Raw genomic sequence first — 13,350 nt, 5'->3', positions numbered from 1 at the left:
CCTGTCGCCTCCAAAAGAAGCGCTTCATTTCTGAGTTCCCAAAATGACGGAAGCGCACAGTTGTTGGGCCCTCGCCAATCAGTTCCATGCAGCGAGCTACGCCGGGGACCGCTTGCCCAGCTTTTCGCGCAGCGCCGCGAACAAGCTGCGGAATTCATCGCCGAAAAACAGGCCGCTGGCCACAATGCGCTCCACATTGCGCGCCTGAGCCCGGTCGAGGTCGGCACAGAGTTCGATGGCAAGCTTCGCGGCCCCGATGGCTTCGGCAGGCTGCTTCGCCAGATTAAGGCAGAAGTCGCGGACTCTTGCCTCAAATTCGTCGTCGGGATAGACATCGTGAATCAGGCCGATGCGCTCGGCCTTGGCAGCATCCATCTGCAGATTCGCCATGATGAACCAGCGTGCCCACTGAGGCCCCACGAGCCGTGCCATCCGGCTCGTGCCACCGGACCCTGGAATATTGCCGAAGGCAGTCTCCGGCAGGCCATAGCGGGCGCTGTGCGCCGCAAGGCGGAAATCACAGGACAGTGACATCTCCAGCGCGCCTCCAAGGCATGGACCATGATGCGCAACGACGATAGGCTTTTCGATGACTTCGAAGCGGTCGAGCAACGGATGCAAGCTGCCACGGCCTTCGCGATACCATTGGCGGAACGCCGCAGGACTGGCCAACTGCGGATCGGGGCCAAGTTCGCTGTTGAGATCGACGCCTGCACTGAAGTACTTGCCGCGGGCGCGAATCAGCATCACGCGCAGTGAAGGTTCGGTGGCGAACCGCTCCGTCTGCGCGATTAGCGCATCGTACATCTCGCCGTTAATCGCGTTGAGCTTGGATGCGCGGTTGAATACCAGTTCCAATATCGAATCGGATTCCGAAACCAGCAAAAGAGGTTCGCTCATATTGATATCCTGTTGCAAAGGTCACCGACGCAACAATGCGCCAGCGATGATATTGCGCTGAATTTCGTTGGAACCGCCGAATATGCTCCAGCATCGGCCGTAGAGGTATGCGTAGTTGATCGCCGCGGCTTGCCGCCATGGCTCCGACGCGCCGAGCCCACCTTCTCTGCGACAGGTCGTGTCATAGCATGCCCCGTACACGCCAAGCGCATCTCGCCAGAACTCGGTCATCCGCTGCAGCAGTTCCGTGCTGAGCACTTTCAGAACAGACGCGGCGACACCGTCATCGCGTCCAGCCTCCCATTCATCGAAGTAATGACGCTCCAAGGCGACCAGCGCGGTGAGACTCGCTTCGATTTCCGCCATCCGTGCCTGCATGAGCGTTCGCTCCACACCCGGCATTCGAGCGACATAGTGGGCAAACGTGTCCTTGATCTGACGCATTTGTCGGATCCTGCTTCCGGTATCCGCGATCGAGGTTCTCTCGCGCGATAACAGGAACTTCGCAATCTTCCAGCCTTCGCCTTCGGCACCGACCAGGTTCTCCGCGGGCACACGGACGTTGTCGAAAAACACCTGATTCGTATGGTGCTCCCCGTCCAGCGTCACAATCGGCTCGACCGTAATGCCAGGCGTGCGCATGTCAATCAAAAGGAAGCTGATGCCTTGCTGCTTCTTGCCGGAACTGTCGGTGCGAACAAGACAATGCATCATGTCGGCCCAATGCGCTTCGGTCGTCCACATCTTTGTGCCGTTGACGATGTAGTATTCGCCATCGCGCACCGCCGATGTCGACAACGAGGCCAAATCCGAGCCAGCATTCGGCTCCGAGTATCCTTGGCACCACCAGGTGTCGCTGCTCAGGATACCTGGCAGGTACCGATGCTTCTGGTCTTCATTGCCGTAGGTATAGAGCACGGGACCGACCATGCTGACGCCATAAGGGATGATCATGGGCGCTGCATTGAGAGCACACTCTTGCAAAAAGGCGTGTTCCTTTCGCATTGACCACCCTTGTCCGCCGAACTCGACGGGCCAGGTCGCCGCGAACCAACCGCGACGGTACAGCGCTTTTTGCCAGCCAACGTAGTCGGATTTTTCGAGGTAAAGGCCGTTTTCTACTTTATCCCTGGTTTCGACTGCGAGTTCGGAACGCACGAACGTGCTGACCTCTTGCCGAAACGCGGCCTCGTCGAATCCCGGATCTGCGCCACTCTCCATCGTTGTCTCCTGATGTTTCTGCGTTCGTCCTGGTCACTGCAAAGCGAACTACTCTACTCGCCTCGCGAGGCCACGCTTTGGTCGACCCAAGCGCGTATCAGCCGCGTCAGGACCACTAGCCTTGCGTTGCAGTGACTGACGATCAGTTCGTCGGTCACCCCCATGCCCCGTGCATCTGAATGGCCTCCTGACCAACCAGTCTCGCTGCCCGCTCGACCACCGAGGCCGCGGCAAAACAAAGCCAGGCTTGCTCCTCGGGAGTCGCGGCATCGAGACGGCCGGCAAGCTCGAGTGCAATTGCCTGTGCCTGGACGAAACCCATATGCATATCTGCGTAACGGTGCTGTATTGCCTGAAACGTCCGATGGTGACGCCGAACTGCACTCGAGTACGTAGATACTCCCCTGTCACTTCCAGAAGCAACGCCATGACGCCAACCGCGTCTGCGCAGTAAGCGCTGACGGCGCGCCGGCATGTGAGGTCGATGGCTCCACGAGCAGCATCCCCTTCAAGCCATGCGGCTGATGAAGGAATGGTCGTGTCGTCGAAACCAATATCTGCCGCCGGCCTACCGTCCATGAGCCGATAGCCGGCGACGGACGCTCGCGTCTCGGACCGGGGAACCCGGAAAATCGCCTGCGCGCCATCGTCGGCAACCGCCGCCAGCAGCCAGAAATCGGCTTGCTCGGCGAAGGGAATGAGCGACAGGCTGCCGGACAATCGGTAACCCTCGAGGGTCTTTCTGTAAGAGAGCTTATCCGGCACACCTGGCCGGCCACCAAGCATTGCCGTTACGCTGGCCCCCTCGATCGCTTGGGCGACAGCTTGCCCCCGCTGCTCTGGATTGCGGCCAAGCGCAAGAACGCCTCCAGAAATCACCGCGGCCTCGATGAATGGCTCCAGGATCAAGCCTCTAGCTAGCACTGTCACAGCATCGGCGACGTCGACACTGGCTCCCCCCAAGCCGCCAACAGCTTCTTCAAAAGGTAGACCAAGCACGCCGAGCTCCGCCAACAGCCGCCAGTGCAGTAAGCAATTCACCTCGCCTTGTTTCACGCGCTGATGCCGTACGGCGGGCTCATAAGACTCTGCGATGAAGCGGAGCAAGGTATTTTCGATAATGCTCTTCGATTCGCGGTCCAACGGAGAACTCATAACCACCTCGGGAAACAACACCTGAACGGCGTGCGATTTGAATCGACGCTGCGACTGGACCTACTTTTGTCTCCGACGCCTAGCGTCAAACATTAGATATACATGAATATCGTGTGCTCACATACTTTATCGGGCGTCGCGAATATTGTAAAGGTTAATCCACGGGACGGCGCTGTCAAGATGCCGCCGTCGGCATGACATCCGCATCAAGCACCACCATGCTGATGCTCACCGGCTCGACTGGCGCACAGACATTGCGCGTTAGGCGAGGTTACCTCCGCATCACCTACGACGCCGGTGCTTGTATTCCTTAACAGACGTCAGACGGAGACATTCCCGCCAACGTCGATGCCACGCCTCGACCGGTGGGCCGCCCACCTTGGACCGAGTTGACCCATCTAATTTCGTAGTGTATCGTATCCATGCATACGTTTTTTCTCCTACCTCACAGAATCGAGCGACCAACGGGAAGGGCGACAAGTACCGATGAACAACATCTATGGAATAACGGGCTTCGGGGGCTACATACCGCGGCTCCGGATGCAGCGGGCCGCCATCGCTGCCGCGCATAAATGGATGGCACCCAGCCTTCGCTCCCTGAGCAAGGGCCAGCGGGCATTCTGCAGTTGGGACGAAGACGCCGTCACGATGGCAGTCGAAGCCGCGAGAGATACGCTCGATACGAAGCCAACGTCCCACATTGTCGCCGTATCGATGGCGTCGACCACCATGCCGTTCGCCGATTTACAAAACTCGGCCATCGTCGCGGGCGCCCTCGGTTTGCCTGCCGACGCGAGGACGATGGATGTAGGTTACTCGCAGCGCGCTGGCACTTCTGGTCTTCTTGCGGCCCTGCAGTCAACACCGGGGCCAGCGCTTTTTGTTGCAAGCGACCGCCCTCGCGGCAAGCCAGCCAGCACTCAGGAGATTGGCTACGGAGCCGGTGCCGCAGCCTTCACACTGGGCAGCGAAAACGTTGTGGCGCACGTGATCGGCTCTTCTAGTCGCAACGCAATGTTCGTCGATCACTTCCGCGCGGCGAATGCCAAATACGATTACGTGTGGGAGGAGCGCTGGATTCGTGACGAAGGCTACGCGAAGCTGGTTCCTGAAACCGTACGCACCGCGCTGGCGCAAGCGGGCGTCCCTGCAGCGGAGGTCGACCATTTTATTTTGGCAACGCCAATGAAAGGCATCGCTGCCATGGTCGTGAAGAGCCTCGGCATTCCCGCTGAAGCAGAAGTCGACAACCTTAGCGAAAACTGCGGTTTCACCGGCACTGCCCACGGGTTGCTCATGCTTGCCCATGTGCTGGAGCGCGCCAACCCCGGCGAAGTCATCGTATTGGCCAGCTTTGGCCAAGGCGTGGATGTGCTGGTTCTCAGGACAACGGACGCGTTAAAGTCCTTTTCGCCCCGCCGCGGCATTAGCGGCGCGCTGGCCGACGCACAGTCTCACGATGCCTATCTGCGTATGCTTTCCTACGATGAAGCCATCGAACTGGAGTGGGGCATGCGTGGCGAGAAGGTGCTCAAGACAGCCCTCACCGAGCAATATCGCTCGAAATTTCAACTGGCCCACTTTATGGCGGGCAAATGCGCCAAATGCAAATCAATCCAGTTCCCTCAACTGGCTTACTGCGTCAACGCTTCGTGCGGAGCATCGAGCGAAAACTTCGAACAGCTATCGCTGGTGGATGAGAAGTGCAGCGTGCTCACTTATACCGCCGATTGGCTCTCATATCATCCGGCACCGCCGCTCTACGTCGGTTTTACGCAGTTCGATAACGGCGCTCGCCTGCTGACCGAGACGGTCGACGTTGGCACCGCGGGACTCGAGGTGGGAACACCGCTCAAGGTCGTATTCCGGATCAAAGACGTGGACAAAGACCGCGGATATCCGCGTTATTTCTGGAAAACTTCACCGGTACAAGCATAAGGGGCGAATCATGGCATCTGGCATCAAGGACAAGGTCGCCATTCTCGGCATGGGATGTACGCAATTTGGCGAGCGCTGGGATGTAGGCACGCATCAGCTAATGGCGGAAGCTTTCGAGGAAGCCCTGGTCGACGCCGGCATTGAACGGAAGCAGATCGACGCCGCGTGGTACGGATCCTGTCTTGACGAGATCAATGTAGGCAATTCGTCGATTCCCGCGTCCCTGGCCCTGCGTCTCGAAGGTGTGCCGGTAAGCCGCATGGAAAACATGTGTGCTACGGGGACGGAGGCATTGCGCGGTGCTGTTTATGCGGTGGCGTCCGGCGCGGTCGATATCGCGCTGGCGATTGGCGCGGAAAAGCTGAAGGATACCGGCTATGGCGGCCTTCCTGCGCCCTACAAAGGAACGCTGAATGACCTCTGGCTGCCGCTGGGTTCGGCGCCGGCCGGCTTCGCCCAGTTGGCGGCCGGATACCGCGCGAAGCACGGGGTATCTCACGAAGATCTGAAGAGAGCGATCGGCCACGTCTCGTGGAAGAGCCACGAAAACGGCGTCAAAAGCCCCAAGGCGCACATCCGCAAGAAGGTAACGATGGACCAGATCCTCAGCGCGCCGATGATCGCCGAACCACTCGGCCTGTTCGACTGCTGCGGCGTGAGTGATGGGGCCGCCTGCGCAATCGTCACTACACCGGAGGTCGCCCGGTCGCTGGGAAAGCACGATCTGGTGACGATCAAGGCAATCCAGCTCGCCAGCAGTTCCGGTATCGAGTCGCACACAACGCAGTGGGACGGCAGCTACGTCAGAACAACGCGGCATGCAGCTCGACGTGCTTATGAGGAAGCGGGTATTACGACCCCCGGGAGCAACTGAGCTTGATGGAGGTTCACGACTGTTTCTCGATTACCGAACTGGTCACGATGGAAGATCTGTTCGTCTCGGGTGAAGGCCGGGCTGTCACCGACGTCCTCGATGGCTTTTACGATGCTGATGGAGGTCTGCCTTGTCAGATCGACGGGGGGCTGAAGTGCTTTGGCCATCCGATCGCCGCATCGGGATTGCGCATGGCCTACGAGATCTACAATCAGTTGTTGCATCGCGCTGGCGAACGGCAGTTGGACAATCCGACTGTCGGACTAACGCATAACCTGGGAGGCGTTCCCTACCTCGGGGTCGCAGCGATCTCTATTCTCGGTCTTCTCTAAAGACCTGCGTGACCGGCCTGCCGCTGGCTAACGGCAGGCCGGTGCGCGGGCAAGCAGGATAACTATGGCTGAGTACATCGCGGAAGCCGAGCTTGCCCAACTGGTCAAGCCGCATGATCACATATTCATTCCCGGTTCGAGCGGCGAACCGTCGGCATTCATGTCGGCGTTGCTGCGCGAGCGCAACTGTACGCAGCACCTGCGTATTCTCACGAGCTACGTTCCCGGAATCAACAAGCTCGCGATTGACAGATTCGAGCCCACCGCAAGCGTTAGTGGTTTGTTCATGCAGCCAGGGTTGCACGATGCACAACGCGACGGGCGCTATCGCTTCCTTCCGGTCACGTATGCGGGGTTCGTGCGCCACCTCAGGGAAAACGTCGAGCTGGACTTGACTGTCGTCCAGGTCTCGCCACCGGATGACCAGGGGTTGTGCTCCCTCGGGCCGGCAGTGGAATTTGCCCCGACTGCGATCGGGAAAAGCCGGCGTATCCTCGCGCTGGTGAACCGACGCACGCCGCGGGTGCGTGGAGCCGCGAGCATTCCATATTCGCGGTTCGATTACGTTTGCGAAGTGGATTCGGCGCTGCCACAGTACGTCACGGCACTCGACGACAGCTCGATATCGGTAGCGCGCCACGTCGCCTCTCTAATCGACGACGGATCAACAGTTCAGGTTGGGCTTGGTCGAGTTCCGGCCGCGCTCTCCCTTCAGCTCAAGGAACGTCGCAAACTCCGGTTTCATTCGGGCATGCTCTCCGACGGTTTCACCGATCTGGTCGCGGCGGGCGCAATTGATGAAAGTGCTATCCACACCTGCTGTGTGCTAGTAGGATCCGAATCGCTCTACCGATGGGCAGCCGAATTCGAAGCACTTCGCGTCGTTGGTTGCGATCTTACGCACAACGTCCAGACGTTGGCCGGCAAAGACCGTTTCATCTCGGTCAATTCGGCACTGGAAGTGGATTTATTCGGACAATGTAATCTCGAGCATGCGGACGGCCGCTCCATCAGCGGGCCCGGCGGCGCACCCGACTTTGCGCGCGGAGCACGCCTTTCCAATGGCGGGCGGAGCATCGTCGCGCTTTCTGCCACTCATAGTGCCGGCAAGGGATCGCGCGTGGTACCGCGGCTGAGCGAGCGGTCAATCGGGACTCTCTCGCGCGTCGACGTCGACTACATCGTCACAGAATTCGGGGTCGCGCGCCTGGTCGGCGCAAGCGTCCACGAACGCGCCAAGGTCCTGATCGACATTGCGGCCCCCGAGTTCCGTGAGGGGTTATCGCGCTCATGGCGGGAAATTGCCGCCTGCCTTTAGCTTTGCGTTCGTTCAACTACTGCGGCTTTCGTCCTCGTCGCTGCGAACAAATACAGCAACCTCGTGGATCGGGTTCCGCAGAAACGGCTTCGCGGGTGCCGAGGGGTACCCTAGCGTGATCAATCCTTGTGCTTGCCAGTGCGCCGGAAGGCCAAGGACCTGACCAATGACGTCAGGGCAGAACAATGGAGCGCATAGCCAGCACGCGCCCAGGCCCACGGCATGGGCAGCTAACAGAAGGTTGGCGCCGGCCATCGCTGTGCTTTGCACGGCCATCAAGTGTTCGCAACGGCTGCGAACCGGGTCCGGGTAGATGTCCATGTGTTCCATCGTCAGGCAAACGACGATGATTACCGGAGCAGAAGTGATTCGGGCATAGGATCGCCCGACGTCACGCTCGACGTCGCTCTCGCTATCGCCATCTCGTAGACGGTCGCTTCGCAAACGATCGCCCATTGACGTCGCCAGGGTAGCTTTTCGGTCGAACGAATCGATCACCGCGAATCGCCAGGGTTGCCGGTTGTGCGCAGACGGCGCTGCGATCGCCGCCCGGAGAAGACACTCGATCATGTCCGGGCTAACGGCATCTGGCTTGTATCGCCTCACGGAACGTCGACCGGAGCCAACGAACGAAAGAGCTGCAGCCGCCGCAGCATCCGGCAGGTCAATCAACGGTACGCGGTCCATATATGACTCTACAATGCCGAGCAGTCCCGCGCAGCGTTCACACCGGCAAGGCGCCCAAACGTCAACGCATTAGCGATGCCCATTCCGCCTCCGATATACCTGCGCCCCATCGTGCAGCCGAGAACTTCGCCGCCGGCATAAAGCCCTGGGATGACTTCACCGAATCGGTCTATCGCTCGGCCGAAATTGTCGATTTCGAGGCCGGCGTGACAAGACACGATCGCCGAAGCACGAATCTCGACAGCATAAAAGGGCGCCGTTCTGATCGGATAAATTTTCTTTGCCTTCTTGAAGTACTCGGGATCCTCCCCCTGGTCGGCGAACTTGTTGTAACGCGCCACGGAGGCCGCAAGCGCACGCGCAGAGACGTCCGCGCGCTTCGCCAGTTCCTCGATAGAATCGGCCGTTTTCACCCTGCCGTTGGCGATATTCTTGCGAAGTACGGCTACGCGCCAGCTATCGGATCCCGGATCGTTGACGTAGTGCTTGACCACATTCTCATCGGCGCAGGCCTCGAGCATCGCCGGTTCGTCAAAGATGGCGAAGCAACGCATCTCCGGCTGCTCATTGAGCAGATAGCCGGAAACCGCGTAGGGCGCATCTTCAGCGATGAAACGACGACCATCGCGATTGACGACCATCGCCCATTCCGGGAGAAACGCATCAAGACCCGGCGCGAAATTGGGATTCGGCACCAGAAGACCATTATCGATCCCGGTGACATGGGCGCCGGCGCTCTCACCGAGCAAAATCCCATCACCCATGTTGAATGGCACCGCAGCGTAGATTGAAAAGACGCGGCTGCCATGGGCCGCCGCGGTGGGCCAAAGCCTCCTGATCATGTCAGGATTGTTGCCGAAGCCTCCGGTTGTCACGATCACCGCCTTCGCTCGCAGATCAACGCCGGCCGCACGAACGCCGCAAACGCCGCCGTCTTCGACAATGAGACCCGAGACGCGCGATCCCAGCGCAACTTCCACGCCATGCGCGCCGGCCGCGTTGATCAGCGATTGAACGATACCGCCCCCGCGCCAACACACTGGTGACCTCGAGGACACCCGCCAACCCCCGACTCCACGATCAGTTCCGGTGGAAAGTCGTTACCGAGCTCCAGCAGCCAGTCGATAATCGAGGCACCGCTTTCTGCCATGATCCGCGCAAGCGCTGGCCGGATCGACCATTGGTTCAACGACATCATGTACTGGTACATTGCATCCGGAGAGTCCTGAATCCCAGCGGATCGTTGGACGCTGGTGCCCGCCGCATACACGACGCCGCTGGAAAGCGCGGTTGCCCCACCGAGGGCCTTGTCCGCCTCCAGCAGCATGACCGAGGCACCCTGCTGCGCCGCGTGGCAAGCCGCAGACAGTCCAGCCCCTCCGCCGCCGATGACGACGACATCATAATCAAACGACATCCCTTCCTCCTCGTTTATCCGTTCTGACGGGCGCCAACTTACTCAATCGGTTTTGAATCGCACCGGACTGAAAGCAACCGACGCTTCACGCTCGAGGCCAGGCGCTCGTGCGAAGCACATCGACAAAAGACCGGTCGAACAAGACCCAACCCGCAGCAGAAGATCTGCGGGAGGGCCTGTAAAACACGCATCGACCTACCGGACACCCTCGCCGGCCATGGTGTCCGGCGAGAAGAAGTTCATGTCCTTTGGCTGCTGCTGCACGATGCCTGCGCCGACGTTACCTAATGCCCCCTGCGCTGACCAAACGCCGGTCTGAAGATCGTAATTGAAAGTATCGTCACCCAGCGCGCCGCCCCCTTCACTCACGTAGAACGGAATATCGAGGGCGGTAACGACACGATACAGTTTACCGGCCGCATCGTAATTTTCTGCCAAGCCAGCGTTGTAGCTATCTTCGTCCCAGTACATCATCCTGCGTGCATAGATGTGACGGAATCCCGGCTTGAGCTTTCCTTCCACGACCCAAACTCTGTGCAACTCCCAGCGCACACAATCTGGATTGGCGAAGTTCTTGGTCAAGAGTTTCTTATCGTCACAACTCGTATGGTCAGCGAGCTTGAAGTTGTTGTACATGATGTACTTTTCTTTCTTGCCGATCAGCTTCCAGTCATAGCGATCGAGGGCGCCCTGGAAGACCTGGGCATCATCCATCGTTGCCGCTCCGCCCGCGGCAGGGCTTGGAGTGTCATAGGCCAAAGTGGGTGCAAGCTTGACCCGGCGCAGTCCAGGAATGTACTGGTAGGCCCGACGGCCAGCATTGAGCGGATCGAGCGGATCGATCAACACCAGCTTCTGTCCGGACTGGCTCGACGGCGCGTCCGTATCGTCTCGAAAAGACCAATAGATGGTTTTGCCCGTCGCCGGCGATGTTGCCTTCGGGTCGTAAAATGGAGATTGCTCCGAAAGCTTGTTGCCTTGCACAAGGTACGACGAGCCATTCGCGGACACCACATAGGAATTCGTATACCCACCCCATGCATAACCGCGGTAGCTCGTGAGGTGGTTCCACATGGCCTGGGTACCGTTGGCGGGAATCGGGAAGGCAAATCCGCCCCAGCAACCCTCCAGCCGAAGATCACCGTCCTCTCCCTTGCACTCAGTCGCGTTCTTCATCGTGTTAGCGATAACGGTCTTGTTATATACGATGGTGCGATGCGTGGGATAGATGTCCATCCGGAAATCGGGATATCGCTTGAACATCTCGATCATACCATCGAGCTTATCCGCGTATTGCGCAGCGTTTTGCGCGGTGATGGTGTATAGCGGCTTCTCGTCGGCAAACGGATCGGGACGTTTGTACGGGTCGGATTTGTCGCTACCGAATCCCGCAGGTGCATTCAGACCTTCGCCCTTGTACGCCGGAATGGTACCCTCCTTGTTTCCGGCGGCCTCCGCACCAATCGGTGTGAGCTCAGGGCCCTTCAGTTTCTGCGCTTCTGCTGCGCTAACGGCAGCCATGCACTGGCCGGAAATGATCACGGCGAGCAAAGCAGGGACGATATGGGTTGTCTTGCGGATCATTCTATGCCTCCTCCAAGGCTGTGGCCTTTTTTAAAGCTGCACGCCTTCTGATATGGATGAACTTGCCCAACAGGGTTCAACACGCTACGCTACAGCGCTTTCGCCCTTGAAAAATAACGTCGAAAACCTTGTAATATTGCGTCTGTCCAGGTTCTCTCGATGAGCGAACGCATGAGGTCGAGATCGGCAGGTTCCACAATGTCAAACTCGGCCTTGAACGTCATCAATGTCTTGCCGTCCGGCAAGGTATCCACCATAGTGGTCGCCAGGTAGTTTTCAAATTCGCTACGCAAGACAGCACCACCGGGGTTGTGGCGGTACACCATGTTGTAGTAAATGCGTCGTGTCTCATCGTTTTGAACGAGCAAAGTCTCATCGACGGCAGATCCCGTTACATGGCGAACGATGCGCGTCCGTGGCACGTCACGCGGCTCACCCACCAACTCAACGCTTGCGAGGTCAGGGCCCGGACGGCCGCCCTCGTCGGGCTTGACCCACCATTTAAGCAGGCCAGCCCAGTCCGTTAGCAATTCCCAAACTTGTTCTGCGGAGGCATCGACGACGCCTCGTACCTCAGCATGACCGCGTTTGAACGTACGCATGCTATCTCCTCCGAGTGCAATTCCTATGTGGTGATGCAACCACTAACATCGCCCTCGCCAATGTCCGGGCGTGAGTCGAAGGGCGTGGGACTGCTACCGAAAAATTACATCGAGCGTCTTCGTCTTCATATGCACCTGGGAGCTTCCAGCCGGGTACCGGTCAAACACCGAGCGATCGACGTTCATGCCGCTGAACTGCTCCATGATCATTGGATGAGAACTGCACTCGAGCATCCGCTGCTGAGTATCTTTGTACCATGCCGTCTGACGCATCTTGTTCACGTAATCCTCCGATTTCCATGACGCGATCGCTACCCATTCATTAGGATTGCGGCCCCATCCATGAAATGCGAAATTGCAGCCTTCGTCATACCAGTTCGACGCATTTCCGGCCAGCTCATCCAGTGCAGAAAGAAACTCGGCCCGTCGCTCAGGATCGACCGTAAATCTGGAAATAAAACAGTTAGCGTCGCGCACCCATTTGGAAGACATAAAATACTCCTGACAAAGCATTTGAATTGATAAACGCCGAACGATTGCACGTAGGCTCTTTCGGTTCGTCTATTCGATTAATGACTCCGGTCGGCTCAGTGCATCGGCCACATGTACCGCGAATCGTGCCGCGTCTGCTCCGTTGATGACGCGATGGTCGTAAGTCAGCGACAGCGGTAGCATCAACCGCCAATCGGTCGCATCACCGTCGCGATGCGGCTTCCATTGGGCCTTGGTCACACCCAGGATCGCCACTTCGGGCGCGTTGATAATCGGAGAAAATGCCGTCCCACCGATGTTGCCCAAAGAACTGATGGTCATGCAACCGCCCACCATGTCGCTCATAGGCAGCCCCTTCTGCCGTGCACGCGCAGAGACGGAACCAATCTCGTCGGCGAGTTCCACGACACCCTTCTTGTCACAGTCGCGTATCACGGCAACCAGAAGACCTGACGGCGTGTCCACGGCAACGCCGATGTGAAAATATTTCTTGACGATCAGGTTCTGGCCGCCTGCATCGAGGGACGCATTGAAACGCGGGAATTCCCGTAACCCTTCCTCGAGCGCCTTGACGACGAACGCCAAAGGCGTCACTCGCGTCCCCGTGTCCTGCGCTAGCCGTGATCGACAAGCGTCCAGCGACGTAATGTCGGCCTCGTCGTGGTGCGTCACTTGTGGAATCGCCAGCCAATTGCGAGTGAGATACCCAGCGGTCAATTTCTGGATCCGCGACAAAGGCAGGGTCTCAGTTTCCCCGAAGGCCGCGAAATCCACCTCGGGCCAAGGCGGCAAATCGGCGTGAAGTGCAGATGGATGGTTCATGGCTTCAA

12 protein-coding genes and 1 pseudogene are annotated in these 13,350 nt (G+C 58.7%); 3 read left to right on the top strand and 10 right to left on the bottom strand.

The window, feature by feature from the left end:
* Positions 1–96: 96 nt before the first annotated feature.
* The 3 genes from H1204_RS47190 to H1204_RS47180 are packed head-to-tail and all read right to left on the bottom strand — an operon-like array spanning position 97 to position 3,264.
* A complete protein-coding gene (locus H1204_RS47190; RefSeq protein ID WP_180736717.1) occupies positions 97–900 on the bottom strand; it encodes an enoyl-CoA hydratase/isomerase family protein in 804 nt (267 codons plus the stop codon).
* Between the two features lie 21 nt (positions 901–921).
* Positions 922–2,121 carry an acyl-CoA dehydrogenase family protein gene (locus H1204_RS47185; RefSeq protein ID WP_180736716.1) on the bottom strand — a complete coding sequence of 400 codons (1,200 nt, stop codon included), beginning with the start codon at positions 2,119–2,121 and terminating at the stop codon, positions 922–924.
* A gap of 48 nt (positions 2,122–2,169) precedes the next feature.
* On the bottom strand, positions 2,170–3,264 hold the full coding sequence (locus H1204_RS47180; protein WP_180736715.1) for an acyl-CoA dehydrogenase family protein: 1,095 nt from the start codon (positions 3,262–3,264) through the stop codon (positions 2,170–2,172).
* 498 nt (positions 3,265–3,762) lie between these two features.
* On the opposite strand from H1204_RS47180, the gene H1204_RS47175 reads away from it, so the two are divergent.
* From H1204_RS47175 to H1204_RS47165, 3 genes and pseudogenes are all read left to right on the top strand, one after another.
* Positions 3,763–5,214, top strand: coding sequence for a 3-oxoacyl-[acyl-carrier-protein] synthase III C-terminal domain-containing protein (locus tag H1204_RS47175; protein ID WP_180736714.1), 1,452 nt, complete (start codon positions 3,763–3,765; stop codon positions 5,212–5,214).
* 10 nt (positions 5,215–5,224) lie between these two features.
* Positions 5,225–6,420 (top strand): annotated as a pseudogene (locus tag H1204_RS47170) (acetyl-CoA acetyltransferase).
* 64 nt (positions 6,421–6,484) lie between these two features.
* Positions 6,485–7,738: an acetyl-CoA hydrolase/transferase C-terminal domain-containing protein gene (locus H1204_RS47165; RefSeq protein WP_180736713.1), complete on the top strand. Its 1,254-nt coding sequence runs from the start codon at positions 6,485–6,487 to the stop codon at positions 7,736–7,738.
* Positions 7,739–7,750: 12 nt separating this feature from the next.
* Here the strand turns inward: H1204_RS47165 and H1204_RS47160 are convergent, their stop codons facing one another.
* From H1204_RS47160 to H1204_RS47135, 7 genes are all read right to left on the bottom strand, one after another.
* Positions 7,751–8,425 carry a nitroreductase family protein gene (locus H1204_RS47160; protein ID WP_180736712.1) on the bottom strand — a complete coding sequence of 225 codons (675 nt, stop codon included), beginning with the start codon at positions 8,423–8,425 and terminating at the stop codon, positions 7,751–7,753.
* Between the two features lie 8 nt (positions 8,426–8,433).
* Positions 8,434–9,405, bottom strand: coding sequence for an FAD-binding protein (locus H1204_RS47155; RefSeq protein WP_274608314.1), 972 nt, complete (start codon positions 9,403–9,405; stop codon positions 8,434–8,436).
* Between the two features lie 23 nt (positions 9,406–9,428).
* Positions 9,429–9,842: an FAD-dependent oxidoreductase gene (locus H1204_RS52855; protein ID WP_274608313.1), complete on the bottom strand. Its 414-nt coding sequence runs from the start codon at positions 9,840–9,842 to the stop codon at positions 9,429–9,431.
* Between the two features lie 195 nt (positions 9,843–10,037).
* Entirely contained in the window at positions 10,038–11,426 is a 1,389-nt protein-coding gene (locus tag H1204_RS47150; protein WP_180736711.1) for a DUF1329 domain-containing protein, read from the bottom strand.
* A gap of 89 nt (positions 11,427–11,515) precedes the next feature.
* Positions 11,516–12,028 (bottom strand): SRPBCC family protein, encoded by a 513-nt coding sequence (locus H1204_RS47145; RefSeq protein WP_180736710.1) that lies wholly within the window; start codon positions 12,026–12,028, stop codon positions 11,516–11,518.
* Positions 12,029–12,121: 93 nt separating this feature from the next.
* The gene (locus tag H1204_RS47140) at positions 12,122–12,520 is read right to left on the bottom strand and encodes an antibiotic biosynthesis monooxygenase (RefSeq protein WP_180736709.1); all 399 of its coding nucleotides are present in this window, start codon (positions 12,518–12,520) and stop codon (positions 12,122–12,124) included.
* A 69-nt stretch (positions 12,521–12,589) separates the two neighbouring features.
* On the bottom strand, positions 12,590–13,342 hold the full coding sequence (locus H1204_RS47135; RefSeq protein ID WP_180736708.1) for a 2-oxo acid dehydrogenase subunit E2: 753 nt from the start codon (positions 13,340–13,342) through the stop codon (positions 12,590–12,592).
* Positions 13,343–13,350: the final 8 nt, after the last annotated feature.

This window comes from Paraburkholderia sp. PGU19 (genome assembly GCF_013426915.1).
Taxonomy (GTDB): domain Bacteria; phylum Pseudomonadota; class Gammaproteobacteria; order Burkholderiales; family Burkholderiaceae; genus Paraburkholderia.
This window is presented reverse-complemented; position numbering and strand designations above follow the sequence as displayed.

What these genes read in the sequence shown, in the direction of transcription:
- H1204_RS47150 (WP_180736711.1), bottom strand. Translation starts at nt 11,426, where the DNA reads ATGATCCGCAAGACAACCCATATCGTCCCTGCTTTGCTCGCCGTGATC.
- H1204_RS47145 (WP_180736710.1), bottom strand. Translation starts at nt 12,028, where the DNA reads ATGCGTACGTTCAAACGCGGTCATGCTGAGGTACGAGGCGTCGTCGAT.
- H1204_RS47165 (WP_180736713.1), top strand. Translation starts at nt 6,485, where the DNA reads ATGGCTGAGTACATCGCGGAAGCCGAGCTTGCCCAACTGGTCAAGCCG.
- H1204_RS47135 (WP_180736708.1), bottom strand. Translation starts at nt 13,342, where the DNA reads ATGAACCATCCATCTGCACTTCACGCCGATTTGCCGCCTTGGCCCGAG.
- H1204_RS47160 (WP_180736712.1), bottom strand. Translation starts at nt 8,425, where the DNA reads ATGGACCGCGTACCGTTGATTGACCTGCCGGATGCTGCGGCGGCTGCA.
- H1204_RS47185 (WP_180736716.1), bottom strand. Translation starts at nt 2,121, where the DNA reads ATGGAGAGTGGCGCAGATCCGGGATTCGACGAGGCCGCGTTTCGGCAA.
- H1204_RS47140 (WP_180736709.1), bottom strand. Translation starts at nt 12,520, where the DNA reads ATGTCTTCCAAATGGGTGCGCGACGCTAACTGTTTTATTTCCAGATTT.
- H1204_RS47190 (WP_180736717.1), bottom strand. Translation starts at nt 900, where the DNA reads ATGAGCGAACCTCTTTTGCTGGTTTCGGAATCCGATTCGATATTGGAA.
- H1204_RS47175 (WP_180736714.1), top strand. Translation starts at nt 3,763, where the DNA reads ATGAACAACATCTATGGAATAACGGGCTTCGGGGGCTACATACCGCGG.
- H1204_RS52855 (WP_274608313.1), bottom strand. Translation starts at nt 9,842, where the DNA reads ATGTCGTTTGATTATGATGTCGTCGTCATCGGCGGCGGAGGGGCTGGA.